The 22,597-nt window shown below is 71.8% G+C and carries 18 protein-coding genes; 17 read left to right on the top strand and 1 reads right to left on the bottom strand.

Features of this window, described 5'->3' with window-relative positions; translation table 11 throughout:
• The first annotated feature begins 18 nt into the window (after positions 1-18).
• The 11 genes from ACFW47_RS04895 (at position 19) to ACFW47_RS04845 (ending at position 14,781) form a co-directional block, all read left to right on the top strand.
• The gene (locus ACFW47_RS04895) at positions 19-1,095 is read left to right on the top strand and encodes a hypothetical protein (protein WP_386304786.1); all 1,077 of its coding nucleotides are present in this window, start codon (positions 19-21) and stop codon (positions 1,093-1,095) included.
• Positions 1,095-3,293, top strand: a complete 2,199-nt coding sequence (locus ACFW47_RS04890; RefSeq protein ID WP_386288968.1) for a polysaccharide deacetylase family protein — start codon at positions 1,095-1,097, stop codon at positions 3,291-3,293. Before ACFW47_RS04895 ends, ACFW47_RS04890 begins: the two co-directional genes overlap by 1 nt.
• The gene (locus ACFW47_RS04885) at positions 3,290-4,615 is read left to right on the top strand and encodes an acyltransferase (protein ID WP_386288966.1); all 1,326 of its coding nucleotides are present in this window, start codon (positions 3,290-3,292) and stop codon (positions 4,613-4,615) included. Before ACFW47_RS04890 ends, ACFW47_RS04885 begins: the two co-directional genes overlap by 4 nt.
• A gap of 271 nt (positions 4,616-4,886) precedes the next feature.
• Positions 4,887-6,248: a nitrate/nitrite transporter gene (locus ACFW47_RS04880; protein ID WP_386304785.1), complete on the top strand. Its 1,362-nt coding sequence runs from the start codon at positions 4,887-4,889 to the stop codon at positions 6,246-6,248.
• Between the two features lie 124 nt (positions 6,249-6,372).
• Complete coding sequence (locus ACFW47_RS04875; protein WP_386288962.1) at positions 6,373-7,524, top strand: uroporphyrinogen-III synthase; 1,152 nt, start codon at positions 6,373-6,375, stop codon at positions 7,522-7,524.
• Positions 7,525-7,675: 151 nt separating this feature from the next.
• Positions 7,676-8,266 (top strand): CGNR zinc finger domain-containing protein, encoded by a 591-nt coding sequence (locus ACFW47_RS04870; protein ID WP_386304784.1) that lies wholly within the window; start codon positions 7,676-7,678, stop codon positions 8,264-8,266.
• Between the two features lie 185 nt (positions 8,267-8,451).
• Positions 8,452-8,976 carry a sigma-70 family RNA polymerase sigma factor gene (locus ACFW47_RS04865; protein ID WP_007450155.1) on the top strand — a complete coding sequence of 175 codons (525 nt, stop codon included), beginning with the start codon at positions 8,452-8,454 and terminating at the stop codon, positions 8,974-8,976.
• A gap of 71 nt (positions 8,977-9,047) precedes the next feature.
• Positions 9,048-9,830, top strand: a complete 783-nt coding sequence (locus tag ACFW47_RS04860) for a zf-HC2 domain-containing protein (protein ID WP_386288958.1) — start codon at positions 9,048-9,050, stop codon at positions 9,828-9,830.
• Between the two features lie 153 nt (positions 9,831-9,983).
• On the top strand, positions 9,984-12,296 hold the full coding sequence (locus ACFW47_RS04855) for a HelD family protein (protein WP_386304782.1): 2,313 nt from the start codon (positions 9,984-9,986) through the stop codon (positions 12,294-12,296).
• Between the two features lie 433 nt (positions 12,297-12,729).
• Positions 12,730-14,145: an NAD-dependent malic enzyme gene (locus ACFW47_RS04850; protein ID WP_386288955.1), complete on the top strand. Its 1,416-nt coding sequence runs from the start codon at positions 12,730-12,732 to the stop codon at positions 14,143-14,145.
• Positions 14,146-14,499: 354 nt separating this feature from the next.
• Positions 14,500-14,781 carry an HU family DNA-binding protein gene (locus ACFW47_RS04845; RefSeq protein ID WP_003990598.1) on the top strand — a complete coding sequence of 94 codons (282 nt, stop codon included), beginning with the start codon at positions 14,500-14,502 and terminating at the stop codon, positions 14,779-14,781.
• A gap of 183 nt (positions 14,782-14,964) precedes the next feature.
• Here ACFW47_RS04845 and murA read toward each other — a convergent pair whose 3' ends face one another.
• The gene (gene murA, locus ACFW47_RS04840; protein WP_386288951.1) at positions 14,965-16,311 is read right to left on the bottom strand and encodes a UDP-N-acetylglucosamine 1-carboxyvinyltransferase; all 1,347 of its coding nucleotides are present in this window, start codon (positions 16,309-16,311) and stop codon (positions 14,965-14,967) included.
• 235 nt (positions 16,312-16,546) lie between these two features.
• Between murA and ACFW47_RS04835 the strand changes: the two genes are divergently transcribed.
• The 6 genes from ACFW47_RS04835 (at position 16,547) to ACFW47_RS04810 (ending at position 22,374) form a co-directional block, all read left to right on the top strand.
• Positions 16,547-17,119 (top strand): YqgE/AlgH family protein, encoded by a 573-nt coding sequence (locus tag ACFW47_RS04835; RefSeq protein ID WP_386288949.1) that lies wholly within the window; start codon positions 16,547-16,549, stop codon positions 17,117-17,119.
• Between the two features lie 30 nt (positions 17,120-17,149).
• Positions 17,150-17,434, top strand: a complete 285-nt coding sequence (locus ACFW47_RS04830) for a DUF3039 domain-containing protein (protein WP_073723657.1) — start codon at positions 17,150-17,152, stop codon at positions 17,432-17,434.
• Positions 17,435-17,632: 198 nt separating this feature from the next.
• Positions 17,633-18,931: an extracellular solute-binding protein gene (locus tag ACFW47_RS04825; protein ID WP_386288947.1), complete on the top strand. Its 1,299-nt coding sequence runs from the start codon at positions 17,633-17,635 to the stop codon at positions 18,929-18,931.
• A complete protein-coding gene (locus ACFW47_RS04820) occupies positions 18,928-19,893 on the top strand; it encodes a carbohydrate ABC transporter permease (RefSeq protein ID WP_386288945.1) in 966 nt (321 codons plus the stop codon). The genes ACFW47_RS04825 and ACFW47_RS04820 overlap by 4 nt, the downstream gene beginning before the upstream one ends.
• A complete protein-coding gene (locus tag ACFW47_RS04815; RefSeq protein WP_386288943.1) occupies positions 19,890-20,747 on the top strand; it encodes a carbohydrate ABC transporter permease in 858 nt (285 codons plus the stop codon). The genes ACFW47_RS04820 and ACFW47_RS04815 overlap by 4 nt, the downstream gene beginning before the upstream one ends.
• Before the next feature lies 1 nt (position 20,748).
• Positions 20,749-22,374: a beta-N-acetylhexosaminidase gene (locus tag ACFW47_RS04810; RefSeq protein ID WP_386288942.1), complete on the top strand. Its 1,626-nt coding sequence runs from the start codon at positions 20,749-20,751 to the stop codon at positions 22,372-22,374.
• The last annotated feature ends 223 nt before the right edge of the window (positions 22,375-22,597 follow it).

Raw genomic sequence — 22,597 nt, 5'->3', positions numbered from 1 at the left:
GGTGGGGCGACCGCGGCCGTGAAGCGGCCGGACGGCGTGAACCGCGCCGGGGCGGACTCCGACGGCGCGGACCCGGTCGGTGGTGCGCACCCCGGCCGCGCGTACCCGGTCGGCGCGGACCTCGACAGTGCGAACCCGAACCGCTGGGTTCCGGGCGGCGGCGCCCCGGAGCGTGCCGAGCCGACCCGGGGCGCCGTCAATCCGGACGACGCCAGGACCGACGTCCTGCCCCCGGTCGCCCCGGCGTCCCCGACCCGAGCGTTCCCCGCGGCCGCCCTCCGCGATCCGTGGCAGGACTCCCCGGACGTCGATGCGGGCGCCGACCACACCCACGACCCGCACGAGGTGACGGTCCAGCTCGACGCCGTACAGCTCGGTGACGGCGTGCTGCGCCGGGCCGACGGCCCGCAGCGCGGCAAGAGCGGCGCCGAGGGCTCCGACGGGCCGGTCTTCGTCGACGCGTCCGGCCGCCGCAGCCGCCTCTATCGCCGGCTCGGCATCGCCGTCGGCGTGGCCTGCGCGGTCTACGCCGTCGTCATCGTCTCCACGCTGCTGTCCGGCAACTCCAACGCGCCCTGGCTCCCCGTGGACGGCCAGCAGGAGGGCAAGCCGGCCGGTCAGGTCGACACCACCCCGCTGCCCTCCCAGTCGGCGCGGCCCTCCGCCACCGCCGGTACCGGCCCGCAGACCAGCCCCTCGGCCGGTACCGGCGTGACCACCGCACCGGGCGCCGACGCGCCCGTGCCGGGCATGTCCGGCAGCGCGCGGCAGCCCGGCACCAGCGCCGACCCCGACCCCTCCCAGACCTCGACCGGCACCGAACCGGGCGGCGACGACGGCGCGACCCGTCCGGACCCGTCGCAGTCGAGTCAGGAACCGCCCCCCGCCTCCACCGGCCCGTCGACCCCGGCGGGCGGCGGCGAGCCCACGGGCGACCCGACTGACCCCACCACCGACCCCACCACGGGCACCGACCCGGGCGGCGACGGCGACACCACCGCCAACGGCGCGAGCGATCCCCTCTCCGCCGCCGGACCGGCCGGTCCGGACATCACCCGCACGTCCTCTTCCCTGTCCCCGGAGAACACCCTCTGATGGCATCCCGCAACCGCCGTCACGGGGCCGCGCGCAGCGCCCGTGAGGGCACCCGGCGCCGCCGCCTGCCCCTGCGCCTGCTGCTTCCGCTGCTCGTCCTGGTCGCCCTGTCGGCGATGCTCATGCTGCGCGGATACGTGCACAGCGAGATCCTCGCCGACCACCGCGTCCAGCCGCCCGCCGCCACCGACCAGGTGCCGGAGAAGATCCTCGAGGGCGGCCCGGTCATCGACGCCCGCGGCGGCCGCACCGAGAGCCTGAGCGTGCCGGACCACCGTCTGGTCCTCACCTTCGACGACGGCCCGGACCCCACCTGGACTCCGAAGGTGCTGGACGTGCTGAAGAAGCACGACGCGCACGCCGTCTTCTTCGTCACCGGCACCATGGCCTCCCGCTACCCGGACCTGGTCCAGCGGATGGTCGACGAGGGCCACGAGGTGGGCCTGCACACCTTCAACCACCCGGACCTCTCCTTCCAGTCCAAGAAGCGCATCGACTGGGAGCTGTCGCAGAACCAGCTGGCGATCACCGGCGCGGCCGGCGTCCGCACCTCGCTCTTCCGCCCGCCGTACTCCTCCTTCGCCGACGCCATGGACAACAAGTCCTGGCCGGTCACCGAGTACATCGGCAGCCGCGGCTACATCACCGTCGTCAACAACACCGACAGCGAGGACTGGCAGCGGCCCGGCGTCGACGAGATCATCCGCCGCGCCACGCCGAAGAACGGCGAGGGCGCCATCGTCCTCATGCACGACTCCGGCGGCGACCGCAGCCAGACCGTCGCCGCGCTCGACAGGTTCCTGCCCGACCTGCAGAAGAAGGGCTACGAGTTCGACAACCTCACCGAGGCCCTGGACGCGCCCAGCGCCATGACCCCGGTGACCGGCGCCGAGCTGTGGAAGGGCAAGGCCTGGGTCTTCCTGGTCCAGGCGTCGGAGAAGATCACCGACGGCCTGGTGGCGGGCCTGGCGGTCATCGGCACCCTGGTCATCGGCCGGTTCGTGCTGATGCTGGTGCTCTCCGGCATCCACGCCCGCCGGGTGCGCCGCAAGGGCTTCCGCTGGGGCCCGCCGGTGACCGAACCGGTGACGGTGCTGGTCCCGGCGTACAACGAGGCCAAGTGCATCGAGAACACCGTCAACTCCCTGATGTCCAGCGACCACCCGGTCGAGGTCATCGTCATCGACGACGGCTCCAGCGACGGCACGGCCCGCATCGTCGAGGCGATGGGCCTGCCCAACGTGCGGGTGATCCGCCAGCTCAACGCGGGCAAGCCGGCCGCCCTCAACCGGGGTCTGGCCAACGCCCGGTACGACATCGTCGTCATGATGGACGGCGACACGGTCTTCGAACCGTCCACGGTCCGCGAACTCGTCCAGCCCTTCGGCGACCCGAAGGTCGGCGCCGTGGCCGGCAACGCGAAGGTCGGCAACAAGGACAGCCTCATCGGCGCCTGGCAGCACATCGAGTACGTGATGGGCTTCAACCTCGACCGCCGCATGTACGACGTGCTGCGCTGCATGCCGACCATCCCCGGCGCCGTCGGCGCCTTCCGCCGCTCCGCCCTCGAACCCATCGGCGGCATGAGCGACGACACCCTCGCCGAGGACACCGACGTCACCATGGCGCTGCACCGCGCCGGCTGGCGCGTGGTCTACGCCGAGAACGCCCGCGCCTGGACCGAGGCCCCGGAGACCGTGCAGCAGCTGTGGTCCCAGCGCTACCGCTGGTCGTACGGCACCATGCAGGCGATCTGGAAGCACCGCCGCGCGGTGATCGAGAAGGGCCCCTCGGGCCGCTTCGGCCGCGTCGGCCTGCCCTTCGTCTCCCTGTTCATGGTCCTGGCGCCGCTGCTCGCGCCGCTGATCGACGTCTTCCTGCTCTACGGCATCGTCTTCGGCCCGACCGAGAAGACGATCGTGGCGTGGCTGGGCGTCCTGGCCATCCAGGCCGTCTGCGCGGCGTACGCCTTCCGGCTCGACCGCGAACGCATGACCCATCTGATCTCGCTGCCGCTGCAGCAGATCCTCTACCGCCAGCTCATGTACGTCGTGCTGCTCCAGTCCTGGATCACCGCGCTCACCGGCGGCCGCCTGCGCTGGCAGAAGCTCCGGCGCACCGGCGTCGTCGGCGCGCCCGGCGGCTCCGTGCCGCGGCAGCGCTCGCAGAGCGGCGACGATCGGAGGCCCGTGGCATGACCCACGGATACACGGCCGGCCCGACCGGCACGGGCCCGGAGCCGTACGGCCCGCCCCACGCCCCGGAGCCGGACACGGCCATGGCCGCGGCGACGCCGTACGCCGTCCCGCGGCAGCGCACGACGGAGCCCGCACCGGACGCCGCGCCCCCGCCCGCCCCCGCCACCGGGAAGCCGGGCCGCGACCGGTACCTCGACCTGCTGCGTTCCATCGCGCTGGTCCGCGTCGTCGTCTACCACCTGTTCGGCTGGGCCTGGCTGTCGGTGGTCTTCCCGTCGATGGGCGTGATGTTCGCGCTGGCGGGCTCGTTGATGGCCCGGTCGCTGAAGCGTCCGGCGCTGAGCGTGATCCGCGGGCGGGTGCGCCGGCTGCTGCCGCCGATGTGGGCCTTCGCCGCGGTCGTGCTGGCGATGCTGTTCCTCAACGGCTGGAACCCGGCGAAGGACCCGGACCACGGCGACACCTGGGGCCTTGTCTCGCTGTTCAACTACATCGTCCCGATCGGCGCCCCGCCCTACCCCTGGCACGTCGGCTCCCAGTCCGGCCTGCTGGAGGACACGTGGGCGGTGCAGGCCGCGGGTCCGCTGTGGTACCTGCGCGCCTACCTCTGGTTCGTCATCGCCTCGCCGCTGCTGCTGTGGCTGTTCCGCAAGGCGCCGTGGCCGACCCTGCTCGCGCCGCTGGGCCTGACCGCGATCGTCGGCACCGGCCTGGTGAAGATCCCCGGCGAGACCGGCAACGCGGTCACCGACTTCGCCGTCTACGGCGGCTGCTGGGTCCTGGGCTTCGCCCACCACGAGGGTCTGCTGAAGCAGATCCCGCGGTACGTGTCGGTGTCCTGCGCCGCCCTGGTGATGGCCTTCGGCCTGTGGTGGGCCTCGAACCACCTCGGTCCCGACGGCTGGGACCTCAACGACATCCCGCTGGCCCAGGCGACCTGGTCGTTCGGCTTCGTGGTGATCCTGCTCCAGTACTCGCCGTCCTGGCGGGAACTGCCCGGCCGGCTGGCCAGGTGGGACAAGCTGGTGACCCTGTCCAACAACCGCGCGGTCACCATCTACCTGTGGCACAACCTGCTGATCATGGCGACCGTCCCGATCATCGACCTCGCCTACCGGCTCCCCTTCATGCAGAGCGAGCGCGCGGTCGGCGCCCTCGACGGGGCGTACACGATCTGGATGTTCGCCCTGGTCTGGCCGCTCATCGGCCTGATGGTCCTGGCGGTCGGCTGGGTCGAGGACCTGGCGGCGAAGCGGAAGCCCCGGCTGTGGCCGAACGGCGCGAAGCGCGCCACCGACGCCGGGACCGCCCGGCGCCGGTGACGGAGGCCGGGGTGGACCCCGACGCCCCGCCGGCGGGAGAGCCCGGCCCGCGCGGCACGCGCGGCACGCCGAAGGGCGTCGGCGGTCTCACGACGGCGCGCACCCGCGCGGGGGCCGAGGGCCGCCGCGCGGGGCCGGCCGCGAAGCTCTCACCCCGCACTCGCGCCGAGTGAGACCGACGTTCCCTTCCGGTCACCCGCAGCCCCACAGGCCCGAAACGCGTCCTCCCTACCTTCGGTGTGATCGAGCCGTGGAGCACCGTGGAGGCGTCATGACAGTCCCTGGCGGCCGCTGGATCCAGCACTGGGATCCGGAGGACGAGACCTTCTGGAAGCAGACGGGGGAGCGGGTCGCCCGGCGGAACCTGTTCTTCTCCGTCCTCTCCGAGCACATCGGGTTCTCGGTCTGGACGCTGTGGTCGGTGCTGGTGCTCTTCATGGGCCCGGAGTACGGGCTGACACCGGCCGACAAGTTCCTGCTGACGTCCGTGGTGACGCTGGTGGGCGCGGTGGTGCGGGTGCCGTACACCTTCGCGGTCGCGGTCTTCGGCGGGCGGAACTGGACGGTCGTGTCCGCCGGGCTGCTGCTCGTGCCGACCGTCGCCGCCTTCGTGGTGATGGAGCCGGGGACGTCCTTCTCGACCTTCCTCCTGGTCGGCCTGCTGGCCGGCATCGGCGGGGGCAACTTCGCCTCCTCCATGACCAACATCAACGCCTTCTTCCCGCTCAGGAGGAAGGGCTGGGCGCTCGGCCTCAACGCCGGCGGCGGCAACATCGGCGTGCCGGTCATCCAGCTGGCCGCCCTCGCGATCATTGGGGCGGGCGGCGGGCCGCGGGTGCTGCTCGGGGCCTACATCCCGCTGGTCCTCGTGGCCGCCGTCCTCGCCGCCTGCTTCATGGACAACCTCGCCTCCGTGAAGAACGACACCGGGGCCGCCAAGGGCGCCGCCCGGGACCGCCACACCTGGATCATGGCCGTGCTGTACGTCGGCACGTTCGGTTCGTTCATCGGCTACAGCTTCGCCTTCGGGCAGGTGCTGACGACCCAGTTCGGGCGGACCCCGCTGCAGGCCGCCTACCTCACCTTCATCGGTCCGCTGCTCGGCTCCCTGATCCGCCCGCTGGGCGGCAGGCTCGCCGACCGGTACGGCGGCGCGCGGATCACGCTGTGGAACTTCGTCGCCATGGCCGCCGCCACCGCCGTACTCGTGGCGGCGGCCGTGGCGGAGTCGCTCGTGCTGTTCGTCCCCGTGTTCGTGGTGCTGTTCGTGCTCAGCGGGCTCGGCAACGGGTCGACGTTCAAGATGATTCCGGGGATCTTCCAGAACCAGGCGCTCGCCAAGGGGCTGACCGGCGAGGAAGCCGTGGCGTACGGGCGGCGGCTGTCCGGCGCCTCCATGGGGCTGATCGGCGCGGTCGGGGCCCTCGGCGGAGTCGCCATCAACCTCGCCTTCCGGCAGTCCTTCCTCTCCGTCGGCTCGGGCACCGGCGCCTTCGTCGCCTTCCTCGCCTACTACGCCGTCTGCTTCGCCGTCACGTGGGCGGTATACCTCCGCCGCCCCGCCGCACGGACGCCGGACGGCCCCGGTGGCCCGCAGGAGACGGCGGACCGGCTCGGTTACGCCCGGGTGTGACGTAACACTGGTGACATGAGGCCGAACCGAGCCCGTCACGCGACGTTGACAGGCTCGGTCGGCACGTGAGTACGCACGCACGTGGGTGTGAGCGTGGTGGTGAACGATCGGAGCGCGGCGAGCCATGGACGACGAACAGCAGCGGCCTGACCACGGCCCCCTGGCCGGATTCACGGTGGGCGTGACCGCCGCCCGGCGGGCCGACGAACTGGGCGCGCTGCTGGAGCGGCGCGGTGCCGCCGTCCTGCACGCACCGGCGCTCCGGATCGTGCCGCTGGCCGACGACAGCGAGCTGCTGGCCGCGACGGAGCAGATCGTCGACCGGGCCCCGGACGTCGTCGTGGCCACCACCGCCATCGGCTTCCGGGGATGGGTCGAGGCCGCCGACGGGTGGGGGCTCGGTGACGCGCTGCTGGAACGGCTGCGCACCGTGGAGCTGCTCGCGCGCGGCCCCAAGGTCAAGGGCGCGGTCCGGGCCGCGGGCCTGACGGAGGAGTGGTCACCGGCCTCCGAGTCCATGGCCGAGGTGCTGGACCGGCTCCTGGAGCAGGGCGTCGACGGCCGCCGGATCGCCGTACAGCTGCACGGCGAGCCGCTGCCCGGGTTCGTGGAGGCGCTGCGGGCGGGCGGCGCCGAGGTGGTGGGCGTGCCCGTCTACCGGTGGCTGCCGCCGGAGGACCTCGGCCCCGTGGACCGGCTGCTGGACGCCGCCCTCGCGCGGGGCGTGGACGCCGTGACCTTCACCAGCGCGCCCGCCGCCGCGTCGCTCCTGGCCCGCGCCGAGGAGCGGGGGCTGCTGTCCGGGCTGCTCGCCGCGCTCGGCCGCGACGTGCTGCCGGCCTGCGTCGGCCCGGTCACCGCCGTGCCCCTCCAGGCGCACGGTGTCGACACGGTCCAGCCCGAACGCTTCCGCCTCGGCCCCCTCGTCCAGCTCCTCTGCCGGGAACTGCCGGCCCGCGCCCGCGTGCTGCCGGCCGCCGGTCACCGGCTGGAGATCCGGGGCCACGCGGTGCTGGTCGACGACGAGTTGAGGGCCGTGCCGCCCGCCGGGATGTCCCTGCTGCGGGCCCTGTCCCGCAAGCCCGGCTGGGTCGTCCCCCGCGCGGAACTCCTGCGCGCCCTGCCGGGCACCGGCCGCGACGAACACGCCGTCGAGACGGCGATGGCCCGCCTGCGCACGTCCCTCGGCACCCCCGAACTGATCCAGACGGTGGTGAAACGCGGCTACCGCCTCGCGCTGGACCCGGCGGCCGACGCCAAGTACTCGGACGGGTGAGGTGCCTGATCCGGTCCTGAGGAGCGGGCGGCCGGCCGAGGGCGGCAGGAGGGGTTCCGGGCGCGGGAACGGGCAGGCACTGTAGAGGGAGCGGTTTCCCTGCTCCCCTCTCCGGCCCGCCCCACCGGGCAACCTAGGCGGTGACAGGAACATGGCACTGGGTACGGCCACCGGCCCGTACGAGCTGCGGTTCGACACCGGGCGGATCTGCCTGGACCTCGTCGCCACCACCCACCCCGCCGAACGCCTCGTCTCCGTCGCGGCGCTCGGCGCCTGGATCACCGGGTCCGGACTCGTCCCGCCCGGCACACCGCTGAGCCACGCCGACGCCTCCTGGCTCACAGGCTTCCGCGAACTGCGCTGCCAGACCGCTCGGTTGGTCCGCGCCCGGCCGGGCCCCGGCGTACCCCCGTACGACCACGCGCTGGCCCGCGTCAACGCCCTCGCCGTCGCCGCGCCCCCCGCCCCGCGCGCGGTGCACGGTGAAGACGGGGCGCTGGTACGGGTGCTGACCGGGCCGCCGGAGTGCGCGGCACTGCTCGGCGCCCTCGCCCGGGACGCCGTGGAGCTGCTCACCGACCCCGTCGCGCGGGCGAGCCTCAGGCAGTGCGAGGGCGACAACTGCCCCATCGTGTACGTCGACACCTCCCGCGGTCGCCGCCGGCGCTGGTGCTCCAGCGAGGTCTGCGGCAACCGCGAACGCGTCGCCCGGCACCGCAGGCGCGCCGCCCTCGCCCGGTAAGTCCGGCTGCGTCCCGTTCGGTACGGCCCTCCCGGGAAAACTGTCGGCCCGCTTTGAACACCCCGCACCCCGCGTCCGTACCGGATGGGCGAGCGACCGACTGGGGGAACCCCCGGACATCGGAGGTGGGCGTGCGCAAGGATTCCGTCGTGGCCAATGATCGAGGTGCGAGGGCCCGACATCGCATGTCCCAGTCGTCCTCGGAACCCGACGAGGAGCTGATGCGCGCCCTGTACCGGGAGCACGCGGGCCCCTTGCTGGCGTACGTGCTGCGGCTGGTCGCGGGGGACCGGCAGCGCGCCGAGGACGTCGTCCAGGAGACGCTCATCCGTGCCTGGAAGAACGCCGGTCAGCTCAACCGTGCGACCGGATCGGTACGCCCCTGGCTGGTGACGGTCGCCCGGCGCATCGTCATCGACGGCCACCGCAGCCGGCAGGCCCGGCCGCAGGAGGTCGATCCGTCGCCGCTGGAGGTCATCCCCGCGGAGGACGAGATCGACAAGGCGCTGTGGCTGATGACGCTGTCGGACGCGCTCGACGACCTGACCCCGGCTCACCGGGAGGTCCTCGTCGAGACGTACTTCAAGGGGCGTACCGTCAATGAGGCGGCGCAGACACTGGGCATACCCAGCGGCACCGTTCGCTCCCGGGTGTTCTACGCCCTGCGTTCGATGAAGCTGGCTCTGGAGGAGCGGGGGGTGACGGCGTGATGAGCGGGTACGGGGGAGTTCAGGGATTCGGCGGGGGATTCGGCCCGGGCGATACGGGTAATTCTGTCCCCATGCAGGGATCACCGGCGCCGAACGAGCACGAGACCGTCGGCGCCTACGCCCTCGGCATCCTCGACGACGCGGAGGCCACCGCCTTCGAGGCACACCTCGCCGGCTGCGAGTGGTGCGCCCAGCAGCTCGACGAGCTGGCCGGCATGGAGCCCATGATGGCCGCCCTCGCCGACCTCCCGGGCACCGGCACGCCCGCGATCGCCGAGTCGCTGACGGCGAAGCCGAGCCCGCGGCTCGCGGAGAAGCTCGTCGACGAGGTCGCCGAGCGCCGGGCGGGCAGGCGGCGCCGCAACTTCTACCTGGTGGGCACCGCCGCCGCGCTGATCATCGGCGGCCCGTTCGCCGCCGTGGCGACCACGGGCGGCGACGGCGGTGACGACGGCGGCGGGAAGAAGACCGAGGCGACGCGGCAGGCCGGCAGCCCCGCCGAGTCGGCCTTCGCCGAGATGCCCGACCGGGTCACCGCCACCGACCCCGCCACCCGGGTCAGCGCGACCGTCGCCCTGGAGAAGAAGGCCTGGGGCACCGAGGCGGTCCTGGAGCTGAAGAACGTCAAGGGCCCCCAGAAGTGCTCCCTGATCGCCGTCGGCAAGAACGGCGAGCGCGAGACGCTCAGCTCCTGGACGGTCCCGGACTGGGGCTACGGAATCCCGGACGCCACCACCGACAAGGCGAAGAAGCCGCTCTACGTACACGGCGGCGCCGCCTTCGCACCCAACCAGATCGACCACTTCGAGGTCATGACCTTCGACGGCGAGCGGCTGGTGGAGGTGGACGCGTAAACCTGGCCGGCGGCTCGGACGGCGTCACGCGCCGGACCGGCCGTCGGGGCGTGGGCGGTGACGTGGCCGAGGCCCCGTCGCCCCCGCGCCGTGGCTTCCGGCGCCCCCTTCGCGTACCTTTGACGGCTGCCCAGCACGTCAGAAGGGGGCCCGGTGGCCGCACAGGCGCAACAGGACTCAGCGGTCGACTCGGTGCACGACTCCGTACGGGAGGACTCCGTACGGGACCGAGAGATCAGCGTGGAACAAGCACACCTGGACCGGGTGTACCGCCGCCTCGAGGAGAAGATCCACGAGGCCGAGTTCCTCATGAACGACGCCGCGCAGCGCGGCCAGGTAGGCACGCCCGGCGCGCTGGCCGAGCGCGACGCGCAGGTCTTCCGGGCCGGCGTCCACCTCAGCCGCCTGAACAACGAGTTCGAGGACTTCCTCTTCGGCCGCATCGACCTGCTCCTCGGCAAGGACGGCAAGAAGGGCCCCGACGGCGCCTACACCGCCGTCGAGCCCGCCGAGGGAGCGCTGCGACCCGACAGCACCGCCGACATCGCCGAGACCCTGCACATCGGCCGCATCGGCGTCCTGGACGAGGACTACGCCCCGCTGGTCATCGACTGGCGGGCGCCCGCCGCGGCCCCCTTCTACCGGTCCACGCCGGTCGACCCGGGCCGGGTCGTGCGGCGCCGGGTGATCCGCTCCAAGGGCCGGCGCGTCCTCGGCGTCGAGGACGACCTCATGCGGCCCGAGGTCCGGGCCAGCCTGGACGGAGAGGAGCTTGCCGTCGTCGGCGACGGTGCCCTGATGGCCGCCCTCGGCCAGGCCCGCACCCACTCCATGCGGGACATCGTCGCCTCGATCCAGGCCGAGCAGGACCTGGTCATCCGCGCCCCCGCCGCCTCCGTGACCTACGTGGAGGGCGGCCCCGGCACCGGCAAGACCGCCGTCGCCCTGCACCGCGCCGCCTACCTGCTCTACCAGGACCGGCGCCGCTACGCCGGCGGCATCCTCATCGTCTCGCCGACCCCGCTGCTGGTGGCGTACACCGAGGGCGTCCTGCCCTCCCTCGGCGAGGAGGGCCAGGTCGCCATCCGCGCCATCGGCTCCCTGGTCGACGGCGCCGAGGCCACCCTGTACGACTCGCCGGCCACCGCCCGCGCCAAGGGCTCCTCGCGCATGCTGAAGGTGCTGCGCCGGGCCGCGCGCGGCGCGCTGGAGCCGGAGGGGTCGCCGACGCTGCTGCGGGTCGTCGCCTTCGGCCGCCGCCTCGAACTGGAGGCCGAGGAGCTGGCCGGCATCCGCCGCACCGTGCTGGGCGGCACCGCGCCCGTCAACCTGCTGCGTCCCCGCGCCCGCAGGCTGCTGCTGGACGCGCTGTGGGCCAAGTCCGGCGCCGCTGCCCGGCACACCGACCCGGAGCTCGCCGCCGAGCTGCGGTCCTCCTTCGACGAGGACGTCAGCTCCGAGGACTCCTTCCTCGCCTTCCTCGACGCCTGGTGGCCCGAGCTGACCCCGGCCGCCGTGCTGACGGCGATGGCGGACGAGCGGCAGCTGGGCCGCTGGTCGCGGCGCGTGCTGAACCCGGGCGAGGTCCGCAAGGTGGCCCGGTCGCTGCGGCGCGAGGGGTACTCCGTGCACGACATCGCCCTGCTCGACGAGCTCCAGGCGGTCCTCGGCGCCCCGGCCCGCCCCCGCAAGCGGCGCGAGCTGGACCCGCTGGACCAGCTCACCGGCCTGGAGGAGCTGATGCCGCAGCGCGAGGAGACCCAGCGGGAGCGCGCCGAGCGCCTCGCGCAGGAGCGCACCGAGTACGCGCACGTCATCGTGGACGAGGCCCAGGACCTCACGCCCATGCAGTGGCGCATGGTCGGCCGCCGCGGCCGGCACGCCACCTGGACGGTCGTCGGTGACCCGGCCCAGTCGTCCTGGTCCGACCCCGACGAGGCCGCGCAGGCCCGCGACGAGGCCCTGGGCACCCGCCCGCGGCGCCGCTTCGAGCTGACCGTGAACTACCGCAACCCGGCCGAGATCGCCGAGCTGGCGGCGAAGGTGCTGGCCCTCGCCATGCCGGGCTCGGCCTCCCCGGCGGCCGTCCGCTCGACGGGCGTGGAACCGCGCTTCGCGGTCGTACGGGACGCCCTGGAGGAGACGGTCCGGGCGGAGGCGGCCCGGCTGCTGGACCTCGTCGACGGCACCGTCGGCGTCGTGGTCGCCATGAACCGCCGCGAGGAGGCCCGGCGCTGGCTGGCCGGGCTCGGCGACCGCGTGGTGGCGCTCGGCAGCCTGGAGGCCAAGGGCCTGGAGTACGACGCCACGGTCGTCGTCTCCCCGGCCGAGATCGCCGACGAGTCGCCCGCCGGGCTGCGCGTGCTGTACGTCGCGCTCACCCGGGCCACCCAGCAGCTGACGGTCGTCTCCAGTGAGCGGGACGAGCCGGACGCGGCGGGGGTGCCGGACCTGCTGCGGGACTGAGGACAGGCTCTGGGGACAGGCCCTGGAGATGCGAGAGGCCCGCGCCGTCGGACGGCGCGGGCCTCTCGTCTTCGTTTAGGTGGCACCGACCCGCCATGCTCGCCTCGCGGCAAGTGGTCGCTCGTAGCGACGATGGTTGGGCCCGGGGGCTTGGATCGAGCCGGTGCCACGTCCAAGGTAACAAACGATCCCCGCAAGGCAATTCCCGTCCCGCCGGTTCCTTCGCGGACCTCTCCGCCGGTTCCGGTGGCCTCTTCCCTCGACGCCCTACTTCTCGTATGGTGGAAGTCGTTTTCCGAAACCGACGGTCTTCGGTGTGCACGGCGCGCGAACATAAAGTTCGCAATCCGGGGCGGCTACCACGTACTCGGTGGTAGGTGCGACGATCGGACGGCACAACCCAGTTACACGGTGAAAGCAGAGGAAGTCGGCCATGGCAACGGCGCCCAGCGTCTCCTACTCGATGACGGTCAGGCTGGAGGTGCCCGCCGGCGGAACAGCGGTCTCACAGCTCACCACGGCGGTCGAGTCCTCCGGCGGCTCCGTCACCGGCCTCGACGTCACGGCGTCCGGCCACGACAAGCTCAGGATCGACGTCACCATCGCCGCCGGCTCGACCGCGCACGCCGACGAGATCGTGGAGCAGCTGCGCGGTATCGAGGGCGTCAGCCTGGGCAAGGTCTCCGACCGTACCTTCCTCATGCACCTCGGCGGCAAGATCGAGATGGCGTCCAAGCACCCCATCCGCAACCGTGACGACCTCTCCATGGTCTACACGCCGGGCGTGGCCCGCGTCTGCATGGCGATCGCCGAGAACCCCGAGGACGCCCGCCGCCTCACCATCAAGCGCAACTCCGTTGCGGTCGTGACGGACGGCTCCGCGGTCCTCGGCCTCGGCAACATCGGCCCGAAGGCCGCGCTGCCGGTGATGGAGGGCAAGGCGGCCCTGTTCAAGCGGTTCGCCGGCATCGACGCCTGGCCGATCTGCCTGGACACCCAGGACACCGACGCGATCGTCGAGATCGTCAAGGCCATCGCCCCGGGCTTCGCCGGCATCAATCTGGAGGACATCTCCGCGCCGCGCTGCTTCGAGATCGAGGCCCGCCTGCGCGAGGCCCTCGACATCCCCGTCTTCCACGACGACCAGCACGGCACCGCCATCGTCGTCCTCGCCGCCCTGACCAACGCGCTGCGCGTGGTCGACAAGCCCATCGAGAACGTGCGGGTCGTCATGTCCGGGGCCGGCGCCGCCGGTACGGCCATCCTCAAGCTGCTGCTGGCCGCGGGCGTCAAAAACGCCGTCGTCGCCGACATCCACGGTGTCGTGCACGCGGGCCGCGCCGACCTGGTCGACGCCGCACCGGAGTCGGCGCTGCGCTGGATCGCCGACAACACCAACCCCGAGGGCCTCACCGGCACCCTCAAGGAGGCCGTGCACGGCGCGGACGTCTTCATCGGCGTCTCCGCCCCCAACGTCCTGGACGGGGACGACGTGGCCGCCATGGCGGACGGCGCGATCGTGTTCGCGCTCGCGAACCCGGACCCCGAGGTCGACCCGGCCGTCGCCCGCCGGAGCGCGGCGGTCGTGGCCACCGGCCGCTCGGACTTCCCGAACCAGATCAACAACGTGCTGGTCTTCCCGGGCGTCTTCCGCGGCCTGCTGGACGCCCAGTCCCGCACGGTCAACACCGAGATGATGCTGGCCGCCGCGCACGCCCTGGCGGACGTGGTGACCGAGGACGAGCTGAACCCGAACTACATCATCCCGAGCGTCTTCAACGACAAGGTCGCCGGGGCCGTCGCGGGCGCCGTCCGCGAGGCGGCCAAGGCGGCCGGAGTGGTGGCGTAGGTCTCCTCCGGGGGAGCCGGGCGGTCCGTGCCGCGGTGGTGAGGATCACCTCGGCGGGCCGCCCCGTCGGCGCGTCGCGGGATGGCGGGCCTCCGATCGCCCTCTAGGGTGGCGCAAGGCTCAGGCCCTCTCCATCGTGTGACTCCCAAGGGTGTTCTCACGACTCCTGGGGGTGCCGGATTGGCTTTACCGCCGCAGGTGGAGGCAGGATGCCTCCCTGGGCGCGAGGGTCTGACGACCGACCCGGGTCCGGGGAGTGTCCGAGGCCCCTGGCAGCATCGGCATCGCTGTGCCCATCATGCGGCTCCGCCGCGTGGCACGCCTCAACGGCAAGAAGAACACGGGAGTAACAACATGAACCGCAGTGAGCTGGTGGCCGCGCTGGCCGACCGCGCCGAGGTGACCCGCAAGGACGCCGACGCCGTGCTGGCCGCGTTCGCCGACGTCGTCGGCGACATCGTCTCCAAGGGCGACGAGAAGGTCACCATCCCCGGCTTCCTGACCTTCGAGCGCACCCACCGTGCCGCTCGCACCGCCCGCAACCCGCAGACCGGCGAGCCGATCCAGATCCCGGCCGGCTACAGCGTCAAGGTCTCGGCGGGCTCGAAGCTCAAGGAAGCCGCCAAGGGCAAGTAAGCGCTCCGCTTGGAGTGCCGGGGACTGTGCGGGCCGTTCGTTCGGGCTGCGGCCGTGCGCGGCTGCGGGTTCGTCGTGGCTGGTCGCGCAGTTCCCCGCGCCCCTGTGGGGGCGCACAGCGCAACGCCGATGGGGCGGTCACCCGAGTCCGGGTGACCGCCCCATCGGCGTGTCCGGGGGAGGTCAGCCCAGGGCCTTGCCCGGCAGTTCCACCTTCGCGCCCAGCTCCACGAGCTTCTCCATGAAGTTCTCGTAGCCGCGGTTGATCAGGTCGATGCCGTGGACCCGGGAGGTGCCCTGGGCCGCGAGGGCGGCGATCAGGTACGAGAAGCCGCCGCGCAGGTCGGGGATGACCAGGTCGGCGCCCTCCAGTTTGGTCGGCCCGGAGACGACGGCCGAGTGCAGGAAGTTGCGCTGGCCGAAGCGGCAGTCGGAGCCGCCCAGGCACTCGCGGTAGAGCTGGATGTGGGCGCCCATCTGGTTGAGCGCGGAGGTGAAGCCGAGGCGGGACTCGTAGACCGTCTCGTGGACGATGGACAGGCCCGTGGCCTGCGTCAGGGCGACCACCAGGGGCTGCTGCCAGTCCGTCTGGAAGCCGGGGTGCACGTCCGTCTCCAGGGCGATGGACTTGAGCTGCCCGCCCGGGTGCCAGAAGCGGATGCCCTCGTCCTCGATCTCGAAGGCGCCGCCCACCTTCCGGAAGGTGTTCAGGAAGGTCATCATCGACCGCTGCTGGGCTCCGCGGACATAGACGTTGCCCTCGGTCGCCAGCGCCGCCGAGGCCCAGGAGGCGGCCTCCAGGCGGTCCGAGAGGGCGCGGTGGTTGTAGCCGCCGAGCTCGTCCACACCGGTGATGCGGATGGTGCGGTCGGTGTCCATCGCGATGATCGCGCCCATTTTCTGCAGGACGCAGATCAGGTCCTCGATCTCCGGCTCCACGGCCGCGTTGGACAGCTCGGTGACGCCCTCCGCGAGCACCGCCGTCAGCAGCACCTGCTCGGTGGCGCCGACGGACGGGTACGGCAGCCGGATCTTGGTGCCGCGCAGCCGCTGCGGGGCCTCCAGGTACTGGCCGTCCGCACGCTTCTCGATCTTGGCGCCGAACTGCCGCAGCACCTCGAAGTGGAAGTCGATGGGCCGGCCGCCGATGTCGCAGCCGCCCAGGCCCGGGATGAAGGCGTGCCCGAGGCGGTGCAGCAGCGGGCCGCAGAACAGGATCGGGATGCGCGACGAACCCGCGTGGGCGTCGATGTCGGCGACGTTCGCGCTCTCCACGTGCGAGGGGTCGAGCACCAGCTCGCCGGGCTCCTCACCCGGGCGGACGGTCACCCCGTGCAGCTGCAGCAGCCCGCGTACGACCCGCACGTCGCGGATGTCCGGCACGTTGCGCAGCCGGCTCGGCGCACTGCCCAGCAGGGCGGCCACCATCGCCTTCGGCACGAGGTTCTTCGCACCGCGGACCCGGATCTCGCCCTCCAGCGGGGTCCCGCCGTGGACAAGCAGTACGTCATCAGCGCCGTTGACGGTCATGAATCTCGCGTTCCGTGGGGTTCGGGCAGGGGCCAGAAGGGAAAGGGTAATCGCCTTGTACCCCAGCCCAGTAAGTCCGCGCAGGGTCGGACGATGTCATAGATTTGTCACAACACGTGGCGTTCACCGGCGCGCACGGGGGGTCACGGCCGTGGAGCGTGCGCGGGGTGCGTGTTCACCCCCGTGCCCCCGATTGCCTCCCCACGACGGGGGAACATGCGGGATCATGTCAGGCATGACCGAGGTGTCCTCGCTCACGGGGCGGCTGCTCGTGGCAACGCCCGCCCTGGCGGACCCGAATTTCGAGCGTGCGGTGGTGCTCCTCCTCGACCACGACGAGGAGGGCTCCCTCGGTGTCGTCCTCAACCGTCCCACACCGGTCGACGTGGGCGACATCCTGGAGGGCTGGGCGGATCTGGCCGGCGAGCCCGGCGTCGTCTTCCAGGGCGGCCCGGTCTCCCTCGACTCGGCGCTCGGCGTCGCCGTGGTCCCCGGCGGGGCGTCCGGCGAGCGGGCGCCGCTGGGCTGGCGCCGGGTGCACGGCGCGATCGGCCTGGTCGACCTGGAGGCACCGCCGGAGCTGCTGGCGTCGGCCGTGGGCGCCCTGCGGATCTTCGCCGGATACGCGGGCTGGGGCCCCGGCCAGCTGGAGGACGAGCTGGGGGAGGGGGCCTGGTACGTGGTCGAGTCCGAGCCCGGCGACGTGTCCTGCCCGATCCCGGAGAAGCTCTGGCGCGAGGTGCTGCGCCGCCAGCGCGGCGACCTGGCCATGGTGGCGACGTACCCGGACGACCCGTCGCTCAACTGAAGCGTGTGAGCTTCAGTACCCTTGGCGGTTATGAGCACTCTCGAGCCCGAGCGCGGGACTGGTACGGGGACCCTCGTAGAGCCGACGCCGCAGACCTCCCACGGTGACGGTGACCACGAGCGCTTCGCCCATTACGTCCAGAAGGACAAGATCATGGCGAGCGCCCTCGACGGCACCCCCGTCGTGGCGCTGTGCGGCAAGGTCTGGGTACCGGGCCGCGACCCGAAGAAGTACCCGGTCTGCCCCATGTGCAAGGAGATCTACGAGTCCATGAGCGGTGGCGGGGACGAGGGCAAGGACGGCGGCAAGAAGTAGCCGCCCTGCCCGTGAAGACCCTCTGAACTTCCCGAAGGCCCCCGGAGTGTGCCCGCGCGCACTCCGGGGGCCTTCGCGTTGTCACGAAGTGGTTGAGACCTCTTGTGGACATGTTCATGTACTCCATAACCTCCTGGATGTTGTGCAGAGCGAAACCGTCATTGCATATGTTGCAACGCACGTCCGGAGGATCACTCCATGAAGCTCGCCCCACGCCTTGCCGTACTGCTGGCCGCCGCCGTCGTCACCGCGACCGCCTGCGCCCCCCAGACCTCCGACAACTCCGCCTCCGGCAAGGACGAGAAGAGCGGCACGCTGAGGGTCTGGCTCTTCCAGGAGGTCAACAACAAGCCGAAGGAGCAGGTCGTCGACGCGGTCCTCGCCGGCTTCGAGAAGGCCCACGAGGACACCGAGGTCACCGTCGAGTACATACCGGTCGAGACGCGCGCCCAGCGCATCAAGGCCGCCTTCAACGACCCCGACAGCGCCCCCGACGTCATCGAGTACGGCAACACCGACACCGCCGGGTACGTGAAGGACGGCGGACTCCTCGACGTCACCGAGGAGTTCGAGGCGTGGGACGAGGCGAAGGACGCCGACCCCACCGCCCGCCAGTCGGTCACCGTGGACGGCAAGGTCTACGGAGCCCCCTACTTCGTCGGCGTACGCGCCCTGTACTACCGCACCGACGTCTTCGACGAACTCGGCCTGGAGGCCCCCGAGTCGATGGACGAGCTGGCGGCCACCGCGAAGAAGGTCCGGGCGGAGAAGCCCGGCCTCTACGGCATCGCCGTCGGCGGCGCATACACCTACGGCGCGATGCCCTTCATCTGGGCCCACGGCGGCGAACTCGCCACCGGCAAGGGCGGCTCGTACGCCTCCGCCATCGACAGCGCCGCCGCCCGCGAGGGCATCGAGGCGTACGCGTCCCTGTTCGGCGACGACAACTGCCCCGCCGCCAAGTGCGCCGGCATGGGCGGCAACGACACCGTCACGGCGTTCGCCTCCGGCAAGGCGGCCATGGCGATCGTCGGCGACTTCAGCCGCCAGGCCGTGGAGGCCGGCGAGGTCAAGGGCGAGTACGCGGTCGTGCCGCTGCCGGGCGTGAAGTCCGGCTCGATCGCCCCGGCCTTCGCGGGCGGCAACAACATCGGCGTGCTCAAGAGCACCTCGCACCGCACCCTCGCCGTGGACCTGATGAAGCGGCTCGCGTCGAAGCAGGCGCAGGGCGAGCTGTTCGACGCGATGGGCTTCCTGCCCACCTTCACGGACGTACGGGAGCGGGTGGCGGCCGAGGAGCCGTTCGTGCAGCCGTTCGTCGACACGCTCGCCGCGGGCACGAGGTTCGTGCCGGCCTCGGCGGCGTGGGCGACGATCGACTCGTCGCAGGTGCTGCCCACGATGTTCCAGGAGGTGGTGAGCGGCAAGAAGGACGTCGGCGCTGCCGCGGGGGATGCGGCTCGGAAGATGGACGACGCGTTTGGCTCCGCCGGATGACGGGGGCGCCCTCCGGCTCGGGGGGTGCGGTGGGTCCGCGGGTGCGGGAGCGTCGTGGTTTCTCGCGCAGTTCCCCGCGCCCCTCGGGGGGCGCTTCCCGTACCCCTTGGATCTACCTCGCCCCTGCTCTCGTCGTCCTCGGCGGGTTGCTCGTCTACCCCGTCTACCAGCTCGGGCTCATCTCGTTCCTGGAGTACACGCAGGCGCAGGTCAGCGGTGGGGAGCCGACCGCCTTCCGGGGGTTCGGGAACTATGCCGAGCTGTTCGGGGACGCGCAGTTCTGGCGGGTGCTGGTGGCCACCGTCGTGTTCGCGGCGGCCTGTGTGGTGTCGACGCTGGCCGTCGGGTGTGCGCTCGCCGTGCTGCTCACGCGGGTGCGGGCCGTCCCGCGGCTGGTGCTGATGCTCGCCGCGCTGGGCGCCTGGGCGACCCCGGCGGTCACCGGGTCGACGGTGTGGCTGCTGCTGTTCGACCCGGACTTCGGGCCGGTCAACCGGCTGCTCGGGCTCGGCGACCACTCCTGGACGTACGGGCGCTACAGCGCCTTCGCCCTCGTTCTGCTCGAAGTGGTGTGGTGCTCGTTCCCGTTCGTCATGGTGACCGTCTACGCCGGTATCCGCGCGGTGCCGGGCGAGGTGCTGGAGGCCGCCGCGCTCGACGGCGCCTCGCAGTGGCGGATCTGGCGGTCGGTGCTGGCGCCCATGCTGCGGCCCATCCTGGTCGTCGTCACCATCCAGTCGGTGATCTGGGACTTCAAGGTCTTCACCCAGATCTACGTCATGACGAACGGCGGCGGCATCGCCGGCCAGAACCTCGTCCTGAACGTCTACGCCTACCAGAAGGCGTTCGCGTCCTCGCAGTACAGCCTCGGCTCGGCGATCGGCGTCGTGATGCTGCTGATCCTGCTCGCCGTGACGCTGGTCTACCTGCGGCTGCTGCGCCGCCAGGGGGAGGAACTGTGAATCTTCCGCTGCGTCTTCCGCGCGTGCGGGTGCGCCGTCCGTGGCGGCTGGCGGCCGAGGCGTCGGCGCTCGTCATCGCCGTCGTGGTGGCCTTCCCGCTGTACTGGATGGTGCTGAGCGCCTTCAAACCGGCCGGGGAGATCGAGTCGAGCGAGCCGCGGCCGTGGACGCTGACGCCCACGCTGGATTCCTTCCGGCGGGTCTTCGGGCAGCAGGAATTTGGCCGTTACTTTCTCAACAGCCTGCTCGTGGCCGGCACCGTCGTGGTCGTCTCGGCGCTGATCGCGTTTCTCGCGGCGACCGCGGTGACGCGTTTCCGGTTCCGTTTCCGGACCACCCTGCTGATCATGTTCCTGGTGGCCCAGATGGTGCCCGTGGAGGCGCTCACCATCCCGCTGTTCTTCCTCATGCGGGACTTCGGGCAGCTGAACACGCTGGGTTCGCTGATCCTGCCCCACATCGCCTTCTCGCTGCCCTTCGCGATCTGGATGCTGCGCGGTTTCGTGAGAGCCGTGCCTCAGGCCCTGGAGGAGGCCGCCTACATCGACGGGGCGAGCCGGGCGAGATTCCTGTGGCAGATCCTTTTCCCGCTGGTTTTCCCGGGGCTGGTGGCCACCAGTGTCTTCTCGTTCATCTCGACCTGGAACGACTTCCTCTTCGCCAAGTCGTTCATCATCAGCGACACCTCCCAGTCGACGCTGCCGATGGCGCTGCTGGTCTTCTACAAGCCGGACGATCCCGACTGGGGCGGAGTGATGGCGGCCTCCACGGTGATGACGATTCCGGTACTGGTCTTCTTCGTACTCGTGCAACGACGACTCGTCTCCGGCCTCGGCGGAGCGGTGAAGGACTGACGTGACTGACGTGACTGACGTGATTCCCCAGCCCCGGCAGACCTCCTCTGCCGGCGGCTTCTTCGAACTGGGGCCGGACACCGAGGTGGTGGCGGGCGACGACACGGAACGGACCACGCGCTGGCTGCGCGCCGAGGTGGGTGCGGCCACCGGCCTCCCGCTCGCGCCCGGGGCGGGGGGCCGGGGCAGCGGCGCCATCGGCCTCGCCCTCGACGGCGTACTCGGGCCGGAGGGCTACCGCCTCGACGTCGAGCCGGCGGGTGTGCGGCTCACGGGCGGGGATCCTGCCGGTCTCTTCTGGGGCGCCCAGACACTGCGCCAGCTGCTCGGCCCGGACGCGTTCCGGCGTGCCCCGCTGCCCGGCCGACGGTGGCGGCTGCCGGCGGTCCGGATCGAGGACGCCCCCCGCTTCGGCTGGCGCGGCCTGATGCTGGACGTCGCCCGGCACTTCATGCCCAAGGACGGCGTCCTGCGCTATCTGGACCTGATGGCGGCCCACAAACTCAACGTGCTGCACTTGCATCTGACGGACGACCAGGGCTGGCGGGTCGAGATCAAACGGCACCCCAGGCTGACCGAGGTCGGCTCCTGGCGTTCGCGCACCAAATTCGGTCACCGCGCGTCACCCTTGTGGGAGGACAAACCCCACGGCGGTCACTACACCCAGGACGACATCAGGGAGATCGTCGCGTACGCCGCCGAGCGCCACATCACCGTCGTGCCCGAGATCGACGTACCGGGGCACTCGCAGGCCGCCATCGCCGCGTATCCGGAACTCGGCAACACGGACGTCGTCGACACCACCGCCCTCTCCGTCTGGGACACCTGGGGGGTCTCCCCGAACGTACTCGCCCCGACCGAGGACACCCTGCGCTTCTACGAGGGCGTCCTCGAGGAACTCCTGGAGCTTTTCCCCTCGGAGTTCGTCCACATCGGCGGCGACGAATGCCCCAAGGACCAATGGCGCCGTTCGGCCACCGCGCAGGCCCGCATCCGGGAACTCGCGCTCGCCGGCGAGGACGAACTGCAGGCCTGGTTCATCCAGCACTTCGACACCTGGCTCGCCGAACGCGGACGCCGGCTCATCGGCTGGGACGAGATCCTGGAGGGCGGGCTGGCCAAGGGCGCCGCCGTGTCGTCCTGGCGCGGGTACGCGGGCGGGATCGCCGCCGCGCGCGCGGGACACGACGTGGTGATGTGCCCCGAGCAGCAGGTGTACCTCGACCACCGGCAGCACGCCGGTGAGGACGAGCCCGTGCCGATCGGTTTCGTGCGCACCCTGGAGGACGTCTACCGGTTCGAGCCGGTTCCGCCGGAGCTGACACCGGACGAGGGCAAACATGTGATCGGCACCCAGGCGAACGTGTGGACCGAGGCGATGGAGAACCAGCAGCGGGTGGACTACCAGGTGTTCCCCCGGCTCGCCGCCTTCGCCGAGGTGTCCTGGAGCGCCCTGCCCGCCCCGGCCGAGCGGGACTTCACCGCCTTCGAGCGGCGGATGGCCGCCCACTACCGGCGACTTGACGCCCTCGGCGTCGCCTACCGGCCGCCCGGCGGCCCGCTGCCCTGGCAGCGGCGGCCCGGCGTCCTGGGCCGGCCGATCGACGGACCGCCGCCGAACAAGTAGGACTTACCCGCCTTTTCGTGCTCCTTCCCGCCCCTTCCCGTTCACCTCCGTTACTTTCCCGATGTCCGTAGAAGCGGTGCTAAAACGGGTCATCTCGCCGCTGAGACGGGCGAATGCCTCCTAGCGGGCCCCCGCGTTCGTGCCCTGCGAAGATGTGCCAGAGTTGCCACGTCCGCCCTGTGAGGCCGTACGGTACGGCCACATGGGCGGGACCAGGTGGGAC

It is taken from the genome of Streptomyces sp. NPDC058796 (genome assembly GCF_042745235.1).
Classification (GTDB): domain Bacteria; phylum Actinomycetota; class Actinomycetes; order Streptomycetales; family Streptomycetaceae; genus Streptomyces.
The sequence above is the reverse complement of the archived record's forward strand: the minus strand, read 5'-3'. Positions and strand labels throughout refer to the sequence as shown.